Here is a 21,274-nt window from a genome sequence, read left to right on the forward strand (position 1 = left end):
ATAATAAGACAATTATTTTAATTTTGTAAATAAAATTAAATGAACCGATACAAGAGAAAAAGATATTTTCGATCGCATAAACGTGTTATACTTAAACCAATTAGAACCAAAAGGAGCCAATTCATGAGTGTAATTGAACAAACTGATCCTTTTTATCAGCTGGCCGGCGAACATCACACCTTTTCAGAAGCGAAACGATTGGCCTCGCAATTTGCCTTATCTGATTTGCCGGTCTTCATAACAGGTGAAGTCGGAACCGGAAAAAAACAAATGGCCAGAGCGATCCACCATAAATCCCGCAGAAACAGCGAACTATTTATTACCGTTCACTGCAGCCAAAGCGAAGAGCGGCTCGAATATGAACTGTTCGGCGCTGAAGGCGCATTAAACAGGGCCCGCCGCGGAACATTATTCTTATATGAAATCGGAGACTTGCCGCTCTCGGTACAGGCCCGCCTTCTTTCCGAGCTGGATGCCGGGCTTTCCGCCCGCATCATTGCAAGCAGCACGGCGGATCTTGGTGATACCGGCGCAGAAAATACGTTCAGCCAAGATTTATTTTACAGGCTTCACGTGTTATGCCTTCCGCTCCCTGCTTTATCTGAACGAAAAAGCGATATACCGCTTCTTCTGCAGCATGTGCTGACAGCCTCGGGGCAGCATGTTCATATCGATCCGTCCGTTTATCCGCTGTTTGAGCGGCACACCTTTAACGGCAACATCAGAGAACTTCAAAATGCGGCGTACTATATGGCCGCGGCAGCATCCGGCAACACGATTTATCCCGATGATGTCCCGCTGTATATCAAAAACAGCCAGAAAGCGAAAACAGCTAAGAAAAAAGAAAAACGGCTGACATTGATGGAGAAAGAAGAGTTTTTGTTTATTTTGGAATCAATTAAAGACTTAAATACAAAAGGCGAACCCGCCAGCAGACGGAGCATATCCGAATTAAGCGAAAACAGCACAATGACATTATCGCCCCAGCAGGTCAGAAACAGGCTTGATTACTTAGAAAAGATGAACTATGTGACAAAAGGCCGAGGACGCGCTGGAACAAAAATTACATTAGAAGGGTTGAGCTTTTTGCAGTCACTGCAAAAACAAATCCTTTAAAAAGGAGGACATTTGATTGTTCACAATAAAAGAAGAAATCGCAAATGCCGTCACACACGGAATCGGTGTATTGCTGTCGATTCCGGCGCTTATTTTTCTCATTCTCTTCGCGGTGAAATACGGCTCGCCGACAGACATCGTCAGCTTTTCAATCTTCGGCGCTTCAATGCTGCTGCTGTATCTCAGCTCGACTCTTTTGCACAGCATTCAGCATAAAAAAACGAAAGACATTCTTGAGATTGTGGATCATTCCGCGATATACGTATTAATAGCCGGAACATATACGCCATTTTTATTAGGACCCCTTAAAGGGGCGCTCGGTCTGACCCTTTTAATTATTGTTTGGTCGCTTGCCATCGGAGGCATCGTGTTTAAAATCTTTTTCGTGAAGCGGTTTATCATTTTTTCAACGCTTGTCTATTTAATGATGGGCTGGCTGATCATCGTCGCCATTAAACCGCTGTACGCTTCGCTGTCAGGCCCCGGTTTCGGCCTTCTTCTTTTCGGCGGCTTATTGTATTCCGCCGGCACAATATTTTATATTTGGAGAAAGGTTCCGTATCATCACGCCATTTGGCACAGTTTTGTTTTAGGCGGCAGCGCCTCGATGTTTTTCTGTATTTTATTTTATTGCGTCAAAGTCCCCTTTATCTGAAATAAAAAGCACAGCCTCTCTATAGAGACTGTGCTTTTTTTATGCACGGAGCCGTTTCTGACCGGCCGGATAATAAGCGGGCTTTATATGTAATTCAATGTCAGCCGGTTTCAGCCGTTTCAGTAATCTGCCCCGCAGCAGCCGGTCTGTTCCCGAAGTGCTGACAGGCACAATCGGGAGATCGAAACGAAGGGCCAGTTCCTCCGGATTGATTTTGCCGTCTTCGGACAGAATCAGGCTTTGCCCTTTTTGCAGACGGACTTCTGCCTCCTGCAACACGGCATCCCGGCTGTCTCCGTCACAAATGACACCCATCAGCCGCAGCCAATTTCCGAGAAACGGCATCCGGAAAGCTTTCTCGCCAGCGATAAAACCAGCCGGCTCTTCAAGATGTCCCGCAAGCAGCAGAAGATCAGCCGGGCGCAATCTGGGATGCACATACAATACGGGGCCGTCCGGGAGCGGCTGATCATGATGAATGCCGATTGCCGATCCCGACACGTCAATGCAGCCTCTCATAAAGGCTTTCGGCCGCTCATACACCAGCCTCATCTGTTTTTGAAAAGAAAGCCGCGGGTCAAGCTCTTTTTGATTGATATACTCCTGAATATTTTTCATGAACATAAATACAACGTACATCACAAGGCAGCCGTAACGAATCAATTCTTGTCCCCCTGCTTAAACTCAATTCTTTTTCTCGTATACAAGGTACTCATAATCGTAAGGGTTTTTTTCATCTTTTACTCCCTGTTTGCGGGATGTCAATTCCCATTCAGCTTCATTAAATTCCGGAAAAAAACGGTCTCCTTCAAAGACATGGTGAATTTTTGTCATGTAGAGTCTGTCCGCATAAGGAAAGAGCGCACTGTACAGCTGGGCGCCGCCAATCACAAAGCATTCTTCATCTGCCGGGATCAGCTTGAGCACTTCCTCAGCCGAGTCAGCGATAATACAGCCCGGGAATGAAGATTCGTCCCGTGAGGTTACAACGATGTTACGCCGGTTCGGAAGCGGGCGTCCGATTGATTCAAACGTTTTCCGCCCCATTACAATGGTGTGGCCCGTCGTCACTTTTTTGAAATATGCGAGATCATCGGGAAGGTGCCAAGGCAGATCGTTATCTTTTCCGATCAGCCGGTTTTCATCCATCGCAAAAATAAACGAAATCATACGCTGACAGCTCCTTTTATGTGCGGATGCGGGTCATAATCCTCAATGATAAAGTCTTCAAACGTAAAATCAAAAATAGAATCAACATTTCGCGCAAACCGCAGTTTCGGCAGCGGACGGACATCCCTTGTCAGCTGCAAATTCACCTGCTCCACATGGTTTTGGTAAATGTGGACGTCTCCGAATGTATGAACAAACTCACCCGGTTCAAGCCCCGTCACATGCGCGATCATCATTGTTAAAAGCGCATAAGACGCAATATTAAACGGCACGCCGAGAAAGACATCCGCTGAGCGCTGATAAAGCTGACACGACAGTTTTCCGTCCGCGACATAAAACTGAAACAGGCAGTGGCAAGGCGGAAGCGCCATATGATCAATTTCGCCGACATTCCAGGCGCTGACGATTAAACGTCTGGAATTCGGGTTTGTCTTGATGTCATGAATCAGCCGGGAGATTTGATCGATGGTCTCGCCGTCCGCTCCGCGCCATGAACGCCATTGAGAACCGTAAACCGGTCCGAGCTCTCCGTTTTCATCCGCCCATTCGTTCCAGATGCGGACTCCGTTATCCTGAAGGTAGCGGACATTCGTATCTCCTTTTAAAAACCAAAGCAGCTCATGCGCGATGGACTTAAAGTGGAGCTTTTTCGTCGTAAGCATCGGGAAACCTTCCTGAAGGTTAAACCGCATTTGGTAGCCGAACGTGCTGATCGTACCCGTTCCCGTACGGTCTCCTTTTTTTTCTCCGTTTTCTAACACATGACGGCACAAATCTTTATATTGTTTCATTTTTTTTCATCCTTTTAAAGTAGTCTTTTAGTAGTGTAACACAATAAAAAATCATTTCTGCAAAATTTCTCAGAAATGATTTTTTTATTTCTTCTCGCTATTACACGCTCATCCAGTCAGGCGGCGTATTGCGGTCCCAGTAAATGCTGCCGAGCTCATGATGTGACTGAAATCCGTCTTCAGCGGTATGGTAATGAAAATTAAACCAGTAGCCGTCTTGCGGGGGATGATCCCGGCGGACGTGGAACCTTAAAAGATCTTCACCCGTCAGCCTGTTATACACATGAAAAATTTTTTCAGTTTTTCCGGCCGACGGTTTGCTGGAAATAACCACATCCTGATACGCTTCATCATCTTGAAACTTGGCTAAATGTCCTGTGATCACATCTTCGATTTTCGGCAGAATTTCACTTCTGTAATCATCTTCAATGACCGGAGAAATTTTGCTGCCGAATTTTAAAAATGATTGATTTTCAGCATCACCGAGAAGCTGCTGCTGATACGATTGAAACAGTAATTCAGGCTCCCGCCCTGCCTTCTCTTCTCCCGGCAGGGCGTGTTCATCATAAAAAGCGGTGTAATCATTCTGCTCAAGACTGCTCGACTGTCCTGAAGGCTTGTCTGTCATCAAAGCAGCCGGAGGAGACACGAGTCCGAATGTTACAATGGTAAACAGAACCACAAGGGTCTTTTTCATCCACAATTTCATGACAGATTGTTCCCCTCTGTTTTATTGTCCTCTTTTCCTTTATTTTAGCATAGATGAAAGCGCGGCGTCATGTCCGGCAGCGTATTATCATGCAATATGGGAAATTGGTAACTGTGACCGAGCGGATAAACCGCTTACAATAAGAAGGAGAAAAAGGAGGGGATGAGATGATTAACGCTTTATTTGCGACAGTATCACTTCTCACGCTGCTTTATTTTGTCGTTATGGAAATCACTGATTAACGAAAAAGAAGCCCATGATATCATGAGCTTACATGGATGACACCGAAGTGGAAAAGCGCCGTCTTTCTTTTCAGCACCTTGAAGCCGTATCGTTCAAACCGCGGGCTTTTCCAATGGTCTTTAAGCACTACGCATTTTTTCGCCGCCCGGACGGCTTGCGTGATGCACTCTTCGTTAAAACCCTCTTCTGCCAGCGCGCGGAGCGGTGCAATGCCGTCTGACGTTTCAACAGGTTCGTGAAACATCGGGTCAAAATAAATGACATCTACCGATGAATCAGGAAGCTCCCGCAAATAATCGGCGCAGTCGGCATGTTTGACCTGAATGCGTTTCATGGCGATTTGGAGCTGCTCCATTCCGGTTTCCCACGTTTGAAGTCCTGTTTCAACAAGCAATGAGACAAGCTTGTTTTTCTCCAGGCCGATGACTTGTCCGCTTTTTCCGACTGCCAGGCTTGCCAAAATCGCATCGGATGCCAGGCCGAGCGTACAATCTAAAAAGGAATCCCCTTCGCGTAATCCGGCTGCTTTTAACAACGGCTCGGCTTCCCCTCTCAAAAACCGCTTTGCGCGGAACATCGCTGTATTCGGGTGAAAAAAGAACTTCTCCCCTTGCTTCGTGTAAAGTTCGAACCGTTCCTTTCCGATGACTAAAAGATCGCCAGCCGCTCGTTCCAGCATTTTTTCAATGGGCTGTTTATTGCGGCTGCAGTAAGTGTCACCCAGCCTGACACTGAGTGACTGCGCTGTGTGTATCGTATATTCGCTTGGTCGGTAACTCGTTGTGATCATCTTTTTCTCCAAAAAGAAAATGCCCGGAATTCGGGCATTTCAGCAGTGCGCATCGAAGGCATCCGTCAGATTTTTCATAATTTCCTCCATGTCATGCCCTTCGATTTCGTGACGGGGAATAAAATGAACGACCTCTTTACCTTTTAACAGCGCCATTGATGGCGAGGAAGGTTCCTGCCCTGTAAAGTATTCACGCATTTTTGCAGTTGCGTCTTTATCTTGACCGGCAAATACGGTAACCGTATGATCAGGCGCTTTTTCATGCTGTAAAACAGCCTGAGTCGCAGCCGGACGGGCAAGACCTGCTGCACAGCCGCACACGGAGTTGACAACGACCAATGTCGTGCCCTCTGCCTGTTCCATAAAGCTTTCTACTTCTTCAGCAGTCGTTAATTCCTGAAAACCCGCACCCGTCAGCTCACGGCGCATCGGCACGACCAGCTGGCGCATATATTCTTCATAAGCCATTGACATAAAAAAGCCCCCTCTAAAATCCTTATATGAAGTCAAGGATACTATAGAGGGGGCCGGAATTCAATTGTTCAGGCCTCTGTTTTATATTTTCATGATTCCGCCCGTATTGGCGCTTGTTACGAGTTTGGAATACCGGGCCAGATATCCTGTTTTTACTTTCGGCTCGAAGCCTTTCCATTCGGCCTTGCGTTTTTCCCATTCTTCTTCAGGCACTTGTACGTCCAAAATCCGTTTTTCTATGTCAACGATGACATGGTCACCGTTTTCTACGAATGCGAGCGGGCCGCCTTCAGCCGCTTCAGGCGATACGTGCCCGATTGAAAGGCCCCGGGACGCTCCTGAAAAACGGCCGTCTGTAATAAGCGCCACTTTCGGGCCAAGCCCCATTCCGACAATCTGAGACGTCGGAGCGAGCATCTCCGGCATGCCCGGGCCGCCCTTTGGCCCTTCATAACGGATAATGACAACATCTCCTTCTTTTACTTTGCGGTTTATAATGCCTTCAAGCGCGGCATCCTGGGAATCAAAGACGACAGCGGGACCTTCATGTCTTGTAATCCCGTCCTGTACGCCGCCTGTTTTGATAATGGCGCCGTCCGGAGCCAGATTCCCAAACAGGACGGCCAAACCGCCTTTTTCGGTAAACGGATTGTCAAGCGGATGAATCACGTCATAATCCTTTACTTCATGACCCGCAATTGTTTCTCCGAGTGTGCGGCCTGTTACAGTCAGCGCGTCAAGATGAAGCGCCCCTTCTTTTTTCGCTAATTCATTAAGGGCCGCCGAGACTCCGCCCGCTTCGTGCAGATCTTCAATGAAGACGTCCGAGGCCGGCGCCAATTTCGATAAGTGAGGCACTCGTTCAGCCACTTCGTTAATGCGTTCTAAAGAGTACTCAACCCCAGCTTCATTGGCAAGCGCAAGCGTATGTAGCACTGTGTTGGTTGAGCCGCCGAGAGCCATGTCTAACGCAAATGCGTTGTCAATCGCTTTTTCGGTGACGATATCGCGCGGCTTAATGTCTTTTTTGATGGTCTCCATCAATTGGGCCGCTGATTTTCTCACAAACTCTCTTCTTTCCGGTGAAGTTGCAAGAATTGTTCCGTTGCCCGGAAGCGCCAGACCGAGCGCTTCAGACAGACAGTTCATGGAGTTTGCCGTAAACATGCCCGAACAAGATCCGCACGTCGGGCAGCCGAACTGTTCCAGCTCCTGCAGGTCGCTTTCACCGATTTTCCCGGCTTGATATGCGCCGACGCCTTCAAATACTGAAGAAAGCGAAATTTTGCGGCCGTCGCTTGTGCGGCCGGCTGCCATCGGCCCCCCGCTGACAAAAATGGTCGGAATATTAATCCGCATAGCCGCCATCAGCATTCCCGGCGTAATTTTGTCGCAGTTCGGAATGCAGACCATTCCGTCAAACCAGTGCGCCGAGACGACCGTTTCAACTGAATCGGCAATGATTTCGCGGCTCGGCAGCGAATATCTCATGCCGATATGCCCCATTGCGATTCCGTCATCTACTCCGATCGTGTTAAATTCAAAAGGCACACCGCCCGCTTCCCTGATTGCTTCTTTTACGATTTTTCCAAATTCCTGCAGGTGAACATGCCCGGGAACGATATCGATGTATGAATTACAGACCGCGATAAACGGCTTGCCGAAGTCCTCTTCTTTTACGCCGGCAGCGCGAAGAAGGCTGCGGTGCGGCGCTCTGTCAATTCCCTGTGTGATCATGTTGCTGCGTAATTCTGCCATGGTGATCCCCCTACTGTTTTTAGACTGTGCACTATTTTTAAAATTTTCAGTTTATTCTAGGGCGCGTTCTGCAAATTTTACAGTGTCTTTGCCCTGTCTCGCTTTTCTATTCTTTCTGTATTTCGATAAAAACCCTCCAACAATTAATATTGTACTTACTATATAGAGTTTTGAATCATTTTTCAACAATATTCTAAATAATTTTTATAAAAAGTGAATTCAAATAAAAAAGGTGCATGGCGCACCTTTTTGTTATAACTGTTCTTTTTTTCTGCTTTCAGTCATCTGTTTCCAGACTGAACCTTTCGCCTCTTCTCCGTCCTCAATCCGTTCAATCGCCATTTTGACTTGCAGGCTGACTTCGAATTCCGGATCGTCTTCCGCCGCTTTTAATGCTTCCAGCGCGCTTTCATCGCCGACTTCATATAAAAACATGGCCGCGCGCCAGCGCACGAGCTTGCTTGAGTCACTGAGCGATTTCATCATGGCCGGGATGGCGCTCGCATCGCCGAGATCCGACAGACAGTCACCCGCCGTCCTTCTGACCGTCACCGTTTTATCTTCAAGCGCTTTGTATAACAGCGGAAGCACAGACGGCTTTTCGATCATTCCCAAATAAACGACGGCTTGTCTTCTGATCGAAGTCTTCGGATCATGCAGCGCCTTTTCCAATACTGGTAAATCGTCTTCAGCCGGATCCATTTGCTCAAGATGGGCATAGCGCTGTTTCCAGTCTTCATCATCAAGCATGTCCAGTGTCACTTTATAAGCTTTCCGCTGCACTGCCGGTTTGGCCTCACCCTTTTGCTGTGCGGCTGCTTCTGTCAGACGTTTGAGCCGCTCATCACTGTAGGCGGCCTGAAGCTCTTCTGTGACATCGTGTCCGATTTCGGTAAAATCCCCGAAGCGCACGCCTTGTTCTTTCCAAGTCCGCTCAAATACAACATTTGAAGCTTCGGAACGCAGCTTTAAAATGGCTTCTTGGAAACGTTCCGGAAGGCCGAAGCGTTCTTCACGTTCGCCGTCCGTCAATTTGACCTGCATCGGGATTCCGCTGAACATTTGTACGAAAACTTTCACTTCACCGAACGATTCCTGTTCAGAACGGCTCTCAGTCTGCTCCGTATGTTCCATTCCGAAGGCGGAACGGACCTGAGGCAGAATTTCCTTCCAGTCAAAACGTGCGTTTCTCTCCACAGCAAGGAAATCGGCAACGTGATAAACGCCCTTTACTCCTTCAATGTTTAAAATATCACGTACGACGGCCGGAGCATCATCTGCCTGATCGGGCTTGTAATTGTTGCTTTTCCCTGCCGGAAGCTCTTCAGTCAAAATCACTTTCATCGTGTTCGGACTCGGCGTCGGTTCTATTGATTTAATCTTCATATTGGTCCTCCTATGCACAATCTGACACTTATTCTAACATAGTCGGCACAAGCGTTCTATTGCGCCGCTTAGCTTTTGCAAATGCCGGCCTCTTTTTGGATACGGGCGGCGAACTGTAAAAGAAATTGATGCCGCTCCTCTGCTAAACCGGCCCCCGCTTTTGTATTCATTAAGCCTTTAAGCTTGATTAATTTATCCTCTATATGGGCCAGCACACTTGTTTGAGTTCCGTACATCGGATGACCCTTCGCCCCGGCAAACATAAAAGCCCTGCCGATGCCCGCTGCGCCGATCGCATCAAGCATGTCTGCATCCTGAACAACTTTCCCCTCCAATGAAAGCGGCCGCTTTATCAGCAGTTCCCTGTGTCTGAATGACATTCTCGTGATAATATCCGCGATCTCCTGAATGGAGCCATCCGCAATGTTGAAAGCAGCCAGCCGTTCTGTCACTTCGCCTGCCGTCAGCCTTTCACTTTTTTCGAGCTTGTCGTCAATCAGATCATGAACCAGCGCGGCCGTCTCAGTGATAAATAAGTCGGCGCCTTCTTCTTTTGCCATATAAACAGAAAGTGTTGCGACCCGGGAAATATGAAGCCAGTCATGGCCCGTTCGTTCATTGATAAGCTTTTCTCTGACCCAATTCCTGACGCTTTCCAGCTGCTCTTTTTCGTTCACCGTATCACCTCTTATCGGGCCAAAAGCCTCTGCACCGTATCTTCAAGCTCTTTTGGGTTGACGTTCGGTGAAAAACGCCCGGTGACTTTACCGTTTCGGTCCACGATAAACTTAGTGAAATTCCATTTGACCGCTTTTGTGCCGAGCATCCCCTTCGCCTGCTCCGTCAGATATGTGAAGAGAGGATGAGCGTCTGCTCCATTGACATCAACTTTCGCAAACATCGGGAATGTGACTCCGTAGTTTTTCACACAGAACTCTTGAATTTCCGCTTCGTTTCCAGGTTCTTGGTTCATGAATTGGTTGCAGGGAAATCCCAATATTTCAAGACCTTCCTCCCGATATGTATCATAGAGCTCCTGAAGCTGCTTGAGCTGGGATGTGAACCCGCATTTGCTTGCTGTATTCACAATGATCATCACCTTGCCTCTGTAAGCCGATAGCGTCATGTCTTCGCCTGTTATGGTCCGTACGTTTATATCGTAAATTGTCATCTGCGGCCCTCCTTTTTACATTCTTCATTTATTTTACCTGTTTTACACTGCAAAACAAACGGCAACCGCTTTTTCCTTCCACTTAACGGAAAATGTTTTTTTCGAGGAACCAAACGGCTCTTTACCCGTCATAATAAAGAGCCGCTCCGAATTTATGCCTATTTGCCGCTTTTATCCCCGTCATTATGCGTTAAATGCGGTTTATTACGCCGGGATGGATTGAAAAATGGCTTAAAAATTTCTATAATGAAGAAAATTAACGGGGAATAACGGAGGTGGCATGTTGCCTATTAATATACCAAATCACCTGCCCGCTAAGCAGGTGCTTGAAAGTGAACACATCTTTGTAATGGATGAAAGCCGGGCTTTTCATCAGGATATCCGGCCGCAGAAGATCGTGATTTTAAATCTGATGCCGAAAAAAATCCAAACGGAAACCCAGCTCCTCAGGATGCTTGGGAATTCACCTTTACAAGTTCACTTTACGTTCTTAATTCCGAGCACACATACTCCAAAAAATACGGCAAGGCAGCATCTGGATGAATTTTATACGGATTTTTCCAGCATCCGCCACAAACGGTTTGACGGAATGATTATTACCGGGGCTCCGATTGAGCACCTGCCGTTTGAAGATGTTTCTTACTGGGAAGAATTGAAGGAAATCATGGAATGGAGCAAAACGAACGTCACTTCAACCCTCCATATCTGCTGGGGCGCTCAAGCCGGTTTATACTATCATTACGGCATTGAGAAAGTGGAGCTGCCGAAAAAAATCTTCGGTGTGTTTGAGCATACCGTTCTTAAAAAACATGAGAGATTGGTAAGAGGATTTGACGAGCTATACTATGTGCCCCACTCACGGCATACAGATATTAATAAGGAGCAGCTGCAATCGGCTTCGGATCTGGATGTGCTCAGCGTTTCAGAGGAAGCGGGGGTCTGTTTAATCGTTTCAAAAGACGAAAAACAGATTTTCTTAACGGGTCATCCGGAATATGATACCGATACGCTACTTCAGGAGTATGAGAGAGACATAGAGAGAAATCTTTCAAACGTAGAAGCTCCTAAGCACTATTTTGCGCCTGGCGGGAAAGAACCTGTTAACCGCTGGAAAGCTCATGCAACGTTATTGTTTATGAATTGGCTGAATTATTACGTATATCAGGAAACCCCGTATGAATGGGATTAATTTTTGTTTTGAGTGATACGGTGACAAAAATATGATAAAATACTCTTGATTCAGTATGCGTATAACAAAACTTTAAAATAATGGAACATATCAATTAAATTTAGTTTAAATATGTTGCCGCGCTTATTATAAAATGATGCACTTGTGTTATGTTTATCTATAGACAATAACTCCTTACGATGCATGAAGCTTGCTTGTTGTTGATTACATTGAGGTGAATTTACTTGAATACCAATAAAAAAGTATTAATTTTGACTGCAAATTACGGAAACGGGCATGTTCAAGTGGCCAAAACGCTCTACGAACAATGTCTGCGTCTCGGCTTAGATGTGACGGTTTCCAATTTGTATCAAGAGTCAAATCCGATTGTTTCAGAGGTTACTCAATACCTTTATTTAAAAAGCTTCTCAATCGGAAAACAGTTTTATCGTTTGTTTTATTACGGAGTTGACAAAATCTATAATAAACGCAAATTCAATATTTATTTTAAAATGGGAAATAAACGTTTAGGCCAGCTCGTCGAAGAGCATAAGCCGGACATTATTATCAATACATTTCCGATGATTGTCGTACCGGAATACAGACGGAGAACCGGAAAAGTGATCCCGACGTTCAACGTTATGACCGATTTCTGCCTTCACAAAATCTGGGTTCATGAAAATGTTGATAAATATTATGTCGCCACAGATTACGTGAAGGAAAAACTGATTGAAATCGGCACTCACCCGAACAACGTAAAGATTACGGGCATTCCCATCAGGCCTCAATTCGAGGAATCGATGCCGAAAGAGGCGATTTACAAAAAATACAATCTCTCTCCCGACAAAAAAGTTCTTCTTATTATGGCGGGAGCGCATGGTGTGCTGAAAAACGTAAAAGAACTGTGCGAAAATCTCGTTCATGACGATCAGGTGCAGGTTGTGGTGGTATGCGGCAAAAACAGCTCGCTGAAAGAATCCCTCAGCAGCTTGGAAGGTGACAATGCCGACCGGCTGAAAGTGCTGGGCTATGTAGAAAGAATTGACGAGCTGTTCCGTATTACGGACTGCATGATCACGAAACCGGGCGGCATCACACTGACGGAAGCGACGGCGATCGGAGTACCCGTTATTTTGTACAAACCGGTTCCCGGACAGGAAAAAGAAAACGCCATTTTCTTTGAAGATCGCGGTGCGGCTGTCGTGGTCAACCGCCACGAAGAAATTTTAGAGTCTGTCACCTCCCTTCTTGCGGATGAGGAGAAGCTGAACCGGATGAAGGACAATATTAAAAGCCTTCACCTCCCCAACTCTTCTGAAGTCATTTTGCAGGACATTATAAAAGAATCTGAAATGATGGCCGGGAAGGCGGATATGGCATTATCGTAAAAGAAAAGCACACGAACGGTTCGTGTGCTTTTTGTTTTTTTCCGGTTAAGCTTTGTTACTGGAAAAATAAAGATAAAAAATAGGGAGCTGCCGCTTGACGCCCGCTCCCATATGGTGTATAGTTGAACCATCATTTAACAACGTTTACATACGTACGGTTGGATGATGACAAAATTTTTTTTAGCACGAAGGTGCTACAGTACTAGGAGGAATTAAGCAATATGCAAAACGGTAAAGTAAAATGGTTCAACAACGAAAAAGGATTCGGCTTCATCGAAGTTGAAGGCGGAGACGACGTATTTGTTCACTTCACTGCTATCGAAGGAGAAGGATACAAATCATTAGAAGAAGGACAAGAAGTTTCTTTTGAAATTGTCGAAGGTAATCGTGGACCTCAAGCTTCTAATGTTGTAAAACTCTAAACTCAATACATGTTGATCAGATGACAAATAGAGGAGAGGCGTATGCCTCTCCTATTTGATTGCCGTCTGAATCTCAATGGCGACAAGATTCTGCTTGCAGCGCTGCTCGATTTCTTCAATTTGTTTCTCCATTGACGGCATTCCCTTTTTTGCCATTTCCGCTAAACTTCCCAAATCACCGTATATTTCTTTAAATGTCTGCTGAAGGATTGTTTTTAAATCTTTATCATTCACGGCTGGTTTTTCCCTTCTCTCCCAAGATACCCTGAATAATAGTAAATAAGCCCTAATTAATCAGGTTCAATAGTTATATCGGCTTATTTTCTATATTTTTTTCTATTTTCCGTACATATTTCTAAAAAAAATCTCCAAACTATTTGCGGAGGTGTTTTTTTAATGGACTCTGAATTTTTCCCAAACGGACTGACGGATAAACGCCAGCTTGAATTAGCGGTGGAAACGGCCCAGAAAACAACGGGAGCGGCTACCCGGGGCCAAAATTCAACTTTGGTGGAATCTGCTTACCAGGCGATTCAGGATGCCAGAACAATGTCACAATCCAGTGAACTGCAAGCTCTCGACCAGGATTTTCTGCAAAAGCAGCGAATGCTTCTCGACGATTGCCAGCATCAGCTCGATGAATTCGAAAAATAAAACCGCAGAAGCTGCGGTTTTATTTTTTATTGATTTGTCAGCACCTTGCCGTAGGCTTTCAGCTTCTCCCCCACCGTGCATTGCTTGATGCAGAAAGAATGAGCGTGCGTTTTTCCAAACTCTTTGCGGAAATGCTTTTTTACGAAACAGTCTTTGCAATATTCATCCTGAAGCTCTGTCAATTCTTTATAAATGCTTTTTTTATCCAATATCAGTCATCTCCGTTACCTTCTAATGTTATGCGGCTTTCAATCTGCCGGTCCGAGAGAATTTTTCTGGCAAGGTCATCCGCTTCTTGATTTTCCTTTCGGTTTACGGCTTCATATGTCGGTGTCAGCTTTAAGGATTCGAGCAGCGCTTCAATTTTATCCAGCCATTCGTTTTGCGTTTCATCATAACACGGCCAGCTGCCGTCAAGCTGATGCAAAACGACGAGGGAATCCCCTCTTATCGTGATTGAATTTCTGCTTGCGCCAAGTTCCTGCACTTCCTTAAGCGCTTCGTATAAAGCGGCATATTCCGCCTCATTGTTCGTCTGAAGCGTTAAGCTTTTGTTTTTCCGTATGCGGTATCGCTTACCGCCGAGAGAATAATACACGACAATTCCGAGTCCGGCGCGTCCGCTTGTTTTGTCAAAGCCGCCGTCGAAATACACTGTAATGTCGTCAGGTTCGTGCGCAAGCTCTTCAGTAAGCTTTTCTAATTCTTTAAGCGTCCAGCTCGCGCCTTTTTCATCCTCAAAATAAATGTCTTTTATATAAGGAAAGCGGCTGACTTCTCTTGCAAGCATGCGCGCTTTCGGAACGGTCAGCCAATCTTCGGAAAAAAACGCGACAGGGCCTGTTCCTTTTGCTTCTATTTCGATATACGGCTTTAGATTCATTGAAATCACCTTACCATTCATTAGTTGACGGGCGTGTGCTATAATCAAACCATTCTCAAATTGAAAGGAAGTCAGCAGGTTTTGTTTAACGATGTGTTATGGATCTTATTTGCGGTCATTCATTTTATCATTGTTCTTCTGTTTTATAAAGGATTTGGCAAAACGGGCCTATTCGTATGGATCGGTTTCGCCACGGTGTGCGCCAACTTGCAGGTTGTCAAAACAGTCGAGCTGTTCGGGCTTACGGCGACACTGGGAAATATCATGTACGGCACCGTTTTCTTCGCAACGGATGTGCTGAATGAAAAATACGGTCCCAAGGAAGCGCGCAAAGCCGTCTGGCTCGGGTTTTCCACTCTGCTCGCTTTGACATGCGCCATGCAGGGGGCTCTTTTATATAAACCGGCTGCGTCAGATATCGCACAGCCTGCCCTTGAGACGATTTTCGGTTTTCTGCCGCGTGTTGCGCTCGGGAGCCTCTTGGCTTTTATTTTCAGCCAAACGATAGATGTTTATGTATATTCAGCCATTCGGAGAATCTTTCCTTCAGACAGGCTTCTCTGGCTCAGAAACAGCGGAAGCACGGCGCTCAGCCAGCTGCTGGATACATTTATCTTCACTGCCGTGGCCTTTATCGGCGTTTATTCCGCGGGCGTATGGTTCAGCATCTTCATTTCAACTTACCTGATTAAATTTGCGGTATCACTCATTTCTGTCCCTTATGCGTATGCGGCAAAACGAATGACACCGAAGGGAGAGTGACGGATGATGCCCGCTGAAATTTACGTGGACGGTGCAAGCGCCGGAAACCCGGGCCCGTCCGGTATCGGTATTTTTATTAAACATGACGGGAAAACAGAATCTTTCTCAATTCCGATCGGCGACCATTCAAATCAGGAAGCTGAATTTCTCGCTTTAATTGAAGGAATGAAGCTGTGTGCCGCCCGCGGATTTGAGTCCGTGTCATTCCGGACGGATTCGGATATCGTGGAGCGGGCCGCAGATCTTGAAGCGGTTAAAAACAAGGCTTTCCAGCCGTTTGTTGACGAAATCATCCGCTTAAAGGCCGGATTTCCATTGTTTTTCATTAAGTGGATTCCCGGCAGACAAAACCAAACAGCCGATCAGCTTGCAAAAAAAGCGATTCGGCTGAATAAATAACCGGAATGAAATTGCGTCTCACTGTTCATCCTACAAATGAGGTGAACAGCTATGAGAAAAGAAAATAAAGGCCGGCTGACCGGGGGCGTGAATCCTCAGGGAAATATGGAAGGAAATGCGCATAAAGACCCGAAATCAGCCCTTGAAAACAACGCAAAAAAAAGCAATACAAAACGCTAGAGGGATCAGCTGATCTCTCTGGCGTTCAGCTTTTCGAGCATCCTTTCAATTCCTTTTATCTGATGACGTCTGAGCATTAATGCCGCCTCTTCCATCTTTAATGAAAAAAGCGCTTCTTCCAGCGTACAGACTAACGGCACCTCGCAATGTATTTCAGCAAGCTGCCTTGACATCTCCAATTCTTTCAAGCTTTGCTGAATTTTCGTTTGCTGGCCCTTCGGCAAGAGAGCGAGGCTTTCTAATAACCGGTCTATGTTTTGATATTCACGGATCAGCTTGTACGCCGTTTTTTCCCCGATCCCTTTAACGCCGGGATAGTTATCGCTCGTGTCTCCCATCAGCGCCTTAATGTCAATCAGCGCTTTTGGAGGAACTCCCGTTTCTTCTCTGAATATCTCATCTGTATATACCTTATAATTACCGATACCCTTTTGCAGCAGCGCTACTTGAACTTGATGATTCAGCAATTGAAGCAGATCTTTATCACCCGTTACAATCGTAATTTCCGCTTCCCCGGAAAATAGGGCAGAAAGCGTACCGATACAGTCATCCGCCTCATAGCCTTTTATGCCGATGTTTAAAAAACCGAGCTCTCGCGCTGCTTCTTTCGCTAGATCAAATTGCGGAATCAGCTCTAGCGGCGGTTCGCTTCTGTTGGCCTTATAATCTTGAAACAAATCATTGCGGTACGTTTTGCTTCCCATATCCCAGCAGCAGACGACATGTGTGGGCTGAAACGTATCAACAGCCGTAATAAGATGCTTTAAAAAACCGTTGACTCCGTTTGTGGGAATTCCGTTTTCATTTATCATAAAATTGCGATGAACGGCCGTCGCGAAAAACGAGCGGAACAAAAGCGCCATGCCGTCAACGAGCAGTAATTTATTATTCATATATCGAAACTCCTTTTTTATTCAATGTTCCTATTTTACCAAAGAAGGCGGTAAAAAAACAGCATCCCCCCATTTGGAAGATGCTGCCGTCACGTTTACTCACCGTGTCTTTTATTGCTTGCCATCAGCTTTTCAGCTTCACGGCCGGCATAAGAATCAAATTTCTGTCCGAACCCGTTTTTCTTTTTGGCATTGTTATTCTGCTGAGCATTTCTGTTTCCCAGTTTTGTTCTGCCCATGGTCATATCCCCCTTTAGAGAAGATACGGATAGTATGTACAGCAAGCGCTGATGACACACGCGGCAGGTTCATCCATTACTGTCTGCTGACGAATTCTTTCACCATCTCTTCACTTACGAATTGTCTTTGCGGCACGATGCCCTTTTTCGCCAGCTGGTTCATTTTTGCGGTGATGCCATTGATGGCATCTGTCGTGAACGGTTTATTCTGTCTGCATTTTACAATGGCTTCTTCAATGGCCTGTTCACGCTCATAATCAAGCTGTACAAATGTTTTGACGTGCTGATGCTGTTTTGCGGAATGTGCTGAAATTGCTTTATGGACTTCTGACATAAAAGGTTTCATCTCGCTTTTTTTCATTTTAGTCTACCACGACTGTTATCTGCCCGCCAACCGGATTTTTAAATTTTCAGCATTTCATCTTTCTTTTTCCATGCTTTTTCGGCTTCATAAAGGTGTTCAATTTCCCTTGCACTCGTATTTTCCGCAAGACCTTGTAAATAAGTGTCCCGCTGCTCGCGGATCTGGGACAGGCTTTTATCCGCCATGTCTTCTTGCAGACGGCGCACCTGCTCAGCATATCGCTCTGAAAGGCTTTCTTTCTCCTGCTCAAGCCACTTTTCTGTCACTTTTTGCAGGCTCAGCCTGAGCCCTTCTACAAACGCTGCTTTTCCGTTCTGTTCAAAAAACTGCTTCGGTGATTTAACTTCCTTTACGTGATGTGAGAATGCCGAGACGTCAATGACCGGAGCGACCTCTTTCAGCTGAACGGCAAATTCGTTTTCGCCGCTCACATAAATGGAGAAATCTCCGTCTTCCATAAGCTTCTTCTGACAGTTTTCCATCCATTCCTCAGTCATATGGCGCTCAATAAAACCGGTCATTCGGATATCGAGCGTTTTCAGCTCTTGAATATATTCAAAACGGAATTCCTTGAGCGCTTCATTCAGCGCCGCTGATATATTTCGTTTCCAATCACCGTTTTGAAGACCCGGATGGAAGGCGGTTTTCAGCATATCATTCGCATAAAACGTCAGGCGATGTTTAATGTGGTAGAGCTGTTCTTCCGTATCTTTCATCACTTTTCGAATGATGACCTCAGACGTACGGCGCTTTGAAATGTCAGCGAGAGCTTTTTCATAGGAGAACTCCAGACGCTGTTTCTTTTTCTCTTTTTCTTCTGCCGACTGGTGAAGAGATTCGTGAAGCTGTTCCACCATATCGCACAATTTGTCCGCCTCTGTTTTCAGCTGGGCGCAGCTGGCCCTCATTACATCTTCCTCAATAAAGTGCTCAAGCCCGGTTCTTACATCAGAGAACCTGTTATAAAAAGCTGCTTTTTTACCCGCAAGCTCTTCTTTACTTGAGACATGATATAATTTCGGCCGGTTAATCCCCTCTTTTGAGAGTTCTGAGCGGACATAGTCTTTGACGGTTTCCAGTTCGCTTTCGGTTTTGGCCAGATCGGCGGCGTTAATGACAAAAAACATTTTATCCATGCCGAATGATTCTTTGACGAGGCCGAGTTTCTTCAGAAAGGACCTGTCTCCTTTTGAAAAAGAATGCTGATAGTACGTCATATAAAAGAACGCGTCAGCATCTTTTATATATTGAAAGGCAAGTTCCGTATGGCGCTTGTTTATACTGCTTGCTCCCGGCGTATCAACAATGGTGATGCCTTTTTGCGTGAGAGGCGAATCATAATACACGGTGACTTCTTTTACGCAGCAGGCCGTTTTTTCTTCGGCTGCGTACGGTTTTAAATCTTCAACCGGCACCGACAGTGTCAGCCTTTGACGGATCTGTTCTTCATACGCATCAAACGCCTGCAGCATCGTCTGAATCACCGGGATGAGTTCATCCGGAATTTTTCCCTTTTTAATGGCATAATTCCATCTCTCTTTCAGTGAACGCCCCTTTACATCAGCATCTTTCAGCTCAGTCAGCTGAAGCATTTCAGCATCCAGCTCCTCTTCCGTTTTAAAAACGATCTCCGCAGATTTATGCGGTTTGCCGTCTTGCGGTTTCGTTATTTTGTTGATCGTAGCCGTTGTGGGCGTCGGTGATGACGGAAGCACGTATTCACCGACCAGCGCATTTGCAAATGATGATTTACCGGAACTGAATCCGCCGAATAACGCCAAGGTAAACTGGCGGTTTTCAAGCCGCTCAATCCTGCTTCGAAAGGCTTCTGCCTGTTTTCCTAATATGTTCGAGGATTCAAGAATCCCGGCAAGCTCATAGAACCGATCAGTCTGCTCTTTTATAGGGAGTTCCTTCATCGCATTTTTTTCGGGCTTGCTTACTTCATGCTGTACAGCCTCTTTTGGTTTCTCTTTTTGGACGGGCACTTTCGCAAGGCGTTTTTTTCGCGTATACCAGTCGCCGCTTCCCGTATCACAGGTCAATTCTTCTTCCCACAAAGCGCGGACGCGGGCTGCTTTTTCCAAGGCATTGCGTTCTTCTTTTGCCGATTGCGCGAGCTCATCCCTTATTTTCTTTTCTTTTTCGAGCCGGTTTTTCAAGTTCTCAATGAGCGGTCCGTTTTTTGTCTGAACATAAGCGGTCAGCTCCTCAATGAGTTCCGCTGTCTGTCTTTTGGCTTCCCTTCTGATCATTTCAGCGAGGTCTTTCGTATAAGTTAATACGTATTCAGATGAAAAGGCCGCTCCCTGCTTAAGGGCCTGAGCGGTGATATCATCAGAAAGCGGTGTGCGGTACGCCTGGATTTTCTTGATCAGTTCGTCCGAATCCGCTTCATACCGCTTGGCCGCTTTCGTAAATGTGTCGATAATATGCCAATCCGCTTCCCCTTCCGTTCTTTTTTTAATATCGGCAAAAAATTCAGCATGCCTTCTTTCTTTTTCCGAAGCCGTTTTCGCTTTTGAAAAGAATAATCCGGTTTTAAATGAGGGCTGCTGTGATTCAATATAAGCAGATGCAAGCTCCCTCATCTCAAAGGGTGTCAGATTAGCGTTTTGCAATATGTTCTGCACGTCTTTTCTGATGTCTTTCTCTGCTATTTCAGCCTGTTGAACGGCTTTTTTAAGCTCATCTTCAACAGAACGGACAAGTGCTTCTTGTTTGTCAAACTGCTCTCCGCTGCCGTTTTTATCATCTTTTACGAGCATCTCTGTATGCTCTTTGACTAAGTGTGCAACTTTTCTCTCCGTTAAGGACCATAAATTTGTTTTTGCCTGCTGTTTCAGCTTCTGCAGATGTTTTTTCAGCTGTTCCATGCCGTTTAAAGGATGGTCAGGCTCAGTGACAGACGTAAAGAAAAGCGATTCTTTCGGTATTCCTGCGCCTTCAAGCATATCTTCCACCTGCCTGCGGTACTCTTCAAACTTCGTTTCGGTTTCATCATGCCTATCAATTTGGTTGACGATCAGAAACAAATTCGGAATACGGTCTTTGATGGAGCTGAGAAACAGCATATTTTCTTCTGAATGAACGTGATTATAATGAACGACGTAAAATAAAGCATCAGCCTGATGGAGAACCGAAGCGGCAGATAAAAAGTGCGCTTCGTCCGTCGAATCAATTCCCGGTGTGTCAATGTAGGCCGCATAAGGCTCTGACTCCTTAAAGCCGGCATAGACTTCCACCGTTTCAATTTGCTCACCGTCTTTACAGAATTGCTGCACTTGTTCTTTATCGTAACTTCCTTTAATTTCTGCATAAGCCCCCCCCGTCGTATGAAGCACGACTTTATCTTCACCGTGCCGAATGACAACGAGGTTGGCGCTTGTGGGAATCGGGCTTGTCGGCAGTATGTCTTCACCGAGCAATGTGTTTAATAAAGAGGACTTTCCGGCCGAATAATGCCCGGTAAACGCGATATAAACCTCTTCATCAGCCGCTTTTTTCATAATGGCCGCGAGCTGATCGGCCCGTTTTTCATCCTGATGATCCAAAAATTGTGCGTATAAGGCACCCGTTCTGCTGAAAATCTCCCTGTTATGGCGTTCTTCTTCTGTCATGTGTCTTTACCCCTTTGTGTCTGTCGCATCAAATGACGT

General features: G+C 45.8%; 26 protein-coding genes and 1 pseudogene. 10 read left to right on the forward strand and 17 right to left on the reverse strand.

Translation table 11 applies throughout. From position 1 onward, the window contains the following. Nucleotides 1-123 precede the first annotated feature (123 nt). Together NYE68_RS11840 and NYE68_RS11845 are read left to right on the forward strand one after the other, a co-directional pair. On the forward strand, nt 124-1,116 hold the full coding sequence (locus tag NYE68_RS11840; RefSeq protein WP_061890669.1) for a sigma 54-interacting transcriptional regulator: 993 nt from the start codon (nt 124-126) through the stop codon (nt 1,114-1,116). A gap of 16 nt (nt 1,117-1,132) precedes the next feature. Continuing rightward, the gene (locus NYE68_RS11845) at nt 1,133-1,771 is read left to right on the forward strand and encodes a hemolysin III family protein (RefSeq protein ID WP_033574696.1); all 639 of its coding nucleotides are present in this window, start codon (nt 1,133-1,135) and stop codon (nt 1,769-1,771) included. A gap of 39 nt (nt 1,772-1,810) precedes the next feature. On the opposite strand, the gene NYE68_RS11850 is transcribed toward NYE68_RS11845, so the two are convergent. The 10 genes from NYE68_RS11850 to NYE68_RS11895 all read right to left on the reverse strand — a co-directional run bounded on the left by NYE68_RS11850 (nt 1,811) and on the right by NYE68_RS11895 (nt 10,263). Further along, nucleotides 1,811-2,434 (reverse strand): lysophospholipid acyltransferase family protein, encoded by a 624-nt coding sequence (locus tag NYE68_RS11850; protein WP_040238023.1) that lies wholly within the window; start codon nt 2,432-2,434, stop codon nt 1,811-1,813. Nucleotides 2,435-2,455: 21 nt separating this feature from the next. Continuing rightward, complete coding sequence (locus NYE68_RS11855) at nt 2,456-2,941, reverse strand: dihydrofolate reductase (protein ID WP_040238022.1); 486 nt, start codon at nt 2,939-2,941, stop codon at nt 2,456-2,458. Beyond that, on the reverse strand, nt 2,938-3,732 hold the full coding sequence (locus NYE68_RS11860) for a thymidylate synthase (RefSeq protein ID WP_015417677.1): 795 nt from the start codon (nt 3,730-3,732) through the stop codon (nt 2,938-2,940). The genes NYE68_RS11855 and NYE68_RS11860 overlap by 4 nt, the downstream gene beginning before the upstream one ends. 100 nt (nt 3,733-3,832) lie before the next feature. Then, the gene (locus NYE68_RS11865) at nt 3,833-4,441 is read right to left on the reverse strand and encodes a YpjP family protein (RefSeq protein WP_007409526.1); all 609 of its coding nucleotides are present in this window, start codon (nt 4,439-4,441) and stop codon (nt 3,833-3,835) included. Between the two features lie 262 nt (nt 4,442-4,703). Further along, nucleotides 4,704-5,474 carry a class I SAM-dependent methyltransferase gene (locus NYE68_RS11870; RefSeq protein ID WP_015417678.1) on the reverse strand — a complete coding sequence of 257 codons (771 nt, stop codon included), beginning with the start codon at nt 5,472-5,474 and terminating at the stop codon, nt 4,704-4,706. A gap of 39 nt (nt 5,475-5,513) precedes the next feature. Then, the gene (locus NYE68_RS11875) at nt 5,514-5,948 is read right to left on the reverse strand and encodes a BrxA/BrxB family bacilliredoxin (RefSeq protein WP_003153619.1); all 435 of its coding nucleotides are present in this window, start codon (nt 5,946-5,948) and stop codon (nt 5,514-5,516) included. Between the two features lie 81 nt (nt 5,949-6,029). Beyond that, a complete protein-coding gene (gene ilvD, locus NYE68_RS11880; protein WP_007409524.1) occupies nt 6,030-7,706 on the reverse strand; it encodes a dihydroxy-acid dehydratase in 1,677 nt (558 codons plus the stop codon). Nucleotides 7,707-7,958: 252 nt separating this feature from the next. Beyond that, nucleotides 7,959-9,092, reverse strand: a complete 1,134-nt coding sequence (locus tag NYE68_RS11885) for a conserved virulence factor C family protein (protein ID WP_229041340.1) — start codon at nt 9,090-9,092, stop codon at nt 7,959-7,961. 68 nt (nt 9,093-9,160) lie between these two features. Beyond that, nucleotides 9,161-9,769 carry an HD domain-containing protein gene (locus tag NYE68_RS11890; protein WP_033574698.1) on the reverse strand — a complete coding sequence of 203 codons (609 nt, stop codon included), beginning with the start codon at nt 9,767-9,769 and terminating at the stop codon, nt 9,161-9,163. 11 nt (nt 9,770-9,780) lie between these two features. Further along, nucleotides 9,781-10,263 carry a glutathione peroxidase gene (locus NYE68_RS11895; protein ID WP_061860654.1) on the reverse strand — a complete coding sequence of 161 codons (483 nt, stop codon included), beginning with the start codon at nt 10,261-10,263 and terminating at the stop codon, nt 9,781-9,783. A 283-nt stretch (nt 10,264-10,546) separates the two neighbouring features. Between NYE68_RS11895 and metA the strand changes: the two genes are divergently transcribed. The 4 genes and pseudogenes from metA (at nt 10,547) to cspD (ending at nt 13,241) form a co-directional block, all read left to right on the forward strand. After that, entirely contained in the window at nt 10,547-11,452 is a 906-nt protein-coding gene (metA, locus tag NYE68_RS11900) for a homoserine O-succinyltransferase (protein ID WP_015417682.1), read from the forward strand. Between the two features lie 224 nt (nt 11,453-11,676). Beyond that, entirely contained in the window at nt 11,677-12,819 is a 1,143-nt protein-coding gene (locus tag NYE68_RS11905; protein ID WP_022553174.1) for a diglucosyl diacylglycerol synthase, read from the forward strand. 94 nt (nt 12,820-12,913) lie between these two features. Beyond that, nucleotides 12,914-13,025, forward strand: a pseudogene (locus NYE68_RS11910) (hypothetical protein); the annotation flags it as partial. Between the two features lie 15 nt (nt 13,026-13,040). Then, a complete protein-coding gene (cspD, locus tag NYE68_RS11915; protein WP_003153604.1) occupies nt 13,041-13,241 on the forward strand; it encodes a cold-shock protein CspD in 201 nt (66 codons plus the stop codon). A 51-nt stretch (nt 13,242-13,292) separates the two neighbouring features. Here the strand turns inward: cspD and NYE68_RS11920 are convergent, their stop codons facing one another. Continuing rightward, on the reverse strand, nt 13,293-13,475 hold the full coding sequence (locus NYE68_RS11920) for a hypothetical protein (RefSeq protein WP_012117812.1): 183 nt from the start codon (nt 13,473-13,475) through the stop codon (nt 13,293-13,295). 162 nt (nt 13,476-13,637) lie between these two features. Between NYE68_RS11920 and NYE68_RS11925 the strand changes: the two genes are divergently transcribed. Beyond that, nucleotides 13,638-13,895 (forward strand): DUF2564 family protein, encoded by a 258-nt coding sequence (locus NYE68_RS11925; protein WP_007409519.1) that lies wholly within the window; start codon nt 13,638-13,640, stop codon nt 13,893-13,895. A 26-nt stretch (nt 13,896-13,921) separates the two neighbouring features. Here the strand turns inward: NYE68_RS11925 and NYE68_RS11930 are convergent, their stop codons facing one another. Both NYE68_RS11930 and NYE68_RS11935 read right to left on the reverse strand, forming a co-directional pair. Next, nucleotides 13,922-14,104, reverse strand: coding sequence for a zinc-finger domain-containing protein (locus NYE68_RS11930; RefSeq protein WP_033574700.1), 183 nt, complete (start codon nt 14,102-14,104; stop codon nt 13,922-13,924). Nucleotides 14,105-14,106: 2 nt separating this feature from the next. Next, the gene (locus tag NYE68_RS11935) at nt 14,107-14,778 is read right to left on the reverse strand and encodes a ribonuclease H family protein (protein ID WP_015417684.1); all 672 of its coding nucleotides are present in this window, start codon (nt 14,776-14,778) and stop codon (nt 14,107-14,109) included. 81 nt (nt 14,779-14,859) lie between these two features. Between NYE68_RS11935 and NYE68_RS11940 the strand changes: the two genes are divergently transcribed. The 3 genes from NYE68_RS11940 to sspL are packed head-to-tail and all read left to right on the forward strand — an operon-like array spanning nt 14,860 to nt 16,119. Further along, nucleotides 14,860-15,540, forward strand: a complete 681-nt coding sequence (locus NYE68_RS11940) for a queuosine precursor transporter (RefSeq protein ID WP_015417685.1) — start codon at nt 14,860-14,862, stop codon at nt 15,538-15,540. A 6-nt stretch (nt 15,541-15,546) separates the two neighbouring features. Then, the gene (locus NYE68_RS11945) at nt 15,547-15,939 is read left to right on the forward strand and encodes a reverse transcriptase-like protein (protein ID WP_025649782.1); all 393 of its coding nucleotides are present in this window, start codon (nt 15,547-15,549) and stop codon (nt 15,937-15,939) included. 51 nt (nt 15,940-15,990) lie between these two features. Further along, on the forward strand, nt 15,991-16,119 hold the full coding sequence (gene sspL, locus NYE68_RS11950; RefSeq protein ID WP_003153575.1) for a small, acid-soluble spore protein L: 129 nt from the start codon (nt 15,991-15,993) through the stop codon (nt 16,117-16,119). Between the two features lie 5 nt (nt 16,120-16,124). Here sspL and NYE68_RS11955 read toward each other — a convergent pair whose 3' ends face one another. The 4 genes from NYE68_RS11955 to NYE68_RS11970 all read right to left on the reverse strand — a co-directional run bounded on the left by NYE68_RS11955 (nt 16,125) and on the right by NYE68_RS11970 (nt 21,235). Then, complete coding sequence (locus tag NYE68_RS11955; RefSeq protein WP_033574702.1) at nt 16,125-17,012, reverse strand: 5'-3' exonuclease; 888 nt, start codon at nt 17,010-17,012, stop codon at nt 16,125-16,127. 95 nt (nt 17,013-17,107) lie between these two features. Continuing rightward, nucleotides 17,108-17,251, reverse strand: a complete 144-nt coding sequence (locus NYE68_RS11960; protein ID WP_003153570.1) for a hypothetical protein — start codon at nt 17,249-17,251, stop codon at nt 17,108-17,110. Nucleotides 17,252-17,327: 76 nt separating this feature from the next. Next, nucleotides 17,328-17,585 (reverse strand): YpbS family protein, encoded by a 258-nt coding sequence (locus NYE68_RS11965; protein ID WP_007409514.1) that lies wholly within the window; start codon nt 17,583-17,585, stop codon nt 17,328-17,330. Between the two features lie 68 nt (nt 17,586-17,653). After that, the gene (locus tag NYE68_RS11970; RefSeq protein ID WP_040238007.1) at nt 17,654-21,235 is read right to left on the reverse strand and encodes a dynamin family protein; all 3,582 of its coding nucleotides are present in this window, start codon (nt 21,233-21,235) and stop codon (nt 17,654-17,656) included. Nucleotides 21,236-21,274: the final 39 nt, after the last annotated feature.

It is taken from the genome of Bacillus sp. FSL R5-0447 (assembly GCF_038606125.1).
GTDB classification, from domain to species: Bacteria; Bacillota; Bacilli; order Bacillales; family Bacillaceae; genus Bacillus; species Bacillus velezensis.

Coding starts and splice junctions, on each gene's coding strand:
- NYE68_RS11840 (WP_061890669.1), top strand. CDS start 124: ATGAGTGTAATTGAACAAACTGATCCTTTTTATCAGCTGGCCGGCGAA.
- NYE68_RS11855 (WP_040238022.1), bottom strand. CDS start 2,941: ATGATTTCGTTTATTTTTGCGATGGATGAAAACCGGCTGATCGGAAAA.
- NYE68_RS11860 (WP_015417677.1), bottom strand. CDS start 3,732: ATGAAACAATATAAAGATTTGTGCCGTCATGTGTTAGAAAACGGAGAA.
- NYE68_RS11865 (WP_007409526.1), bottom strand. CDS start 4,441: ATGAAATTGTGGATGAAAAAGACCCTTGTGGTTCTGTTTACCATTGTA.
- NYE68_RS11870 (WP_015417678.1), bottom strand. CDS start 5,474: ATGATCACAACGAGTTACCGACCAAGCGAATATACGATACACACAGCG.
- NYE68_RS11875 (WP_003153619.1), bottom strand. CDS start 5,948: ATGTCAATGGCTTATGAAGAATATATGCGCCAGCTGGTCGTGCCGATG.
- ilvD (WP_007409524.1), bottom strand. CDS start 7,706: ATGGCAGAATTACGCAGCAACATGATCACACAGGGAATTGACAGAGCG.
- NYE68_RS11885 (WP_229041340.1), bottom strand. CDS start 9,092: ATGAAGATTAAATCAATAGAACCGACGCCGAGTCCGAACACGATGAAA.
- NYE68_RS11895 (WP_061860654.1), bottom strand. CDS start 10,263: ATGACAATTTACGATATAAACGTACGGACCATAACAGGCGAAGACATG.
- cspD (WP_003153604.1), top strand. CDS start 13,041: ATGCAAAACGGTAAAGTAAAATGGTTCAACAACGAAAAAGGATTCGGC.
- NYE68_RS11925 (WP_007409519.1), top strand. CDS start 13,638: ATGGACTCTGAATTTTTCCCAAACGGACTGACGGATAAACGCCAGCTT.
- NYE68_RS11935 (WP_015417684.1), bottom strand. CDS start 14,778: ATGAATCTAAAGCCGTATATCGAAATAGAAGCAAAAGGAACAGGCCCT.
- NYE68_RS11945 (WP_025649782.1), top strand. CDS start 15,547: ATGCCCGCTGAAATTTACGTGGACGGTGCAAGCGCCGGAAACCCGGGC.
- sspL (WP_003153575.1), top strand. CDS start 15,991: ATGAGAAAAGAAAATAAAGGCCGGCTGACCGGGGGCGTGAATCCTCAG.
- NYE68_RS11955 (WP_033574702.1), bottom strand. CDS start 17,012: ATGAATAATAAATTACTGCTCGTTGACGGCATGGCGCTTTTGTTCCGC.
- NYE68_RS11960 (WP_003153570.1), bottom strand. CDS start 17,251: ATGGGCAGAACAAAACTGGGAAACAGAAATGCTCAGCAGAATAACAAT.
- NYE68_RS11965 (WP_007409514.1), bottom strand. CDS start 17,585: ATGTCAGAAGTCCATAAAGCAATTTCAGCACATTCCGCAAAACAGCAT.
- NYE68_RS11970 (WP_040238007.1), bottom strand. CDS start 21,235: ATGACAGAAGAAGAACGCCATAACAGGGAGATTTTCAGCAGAACGGGT.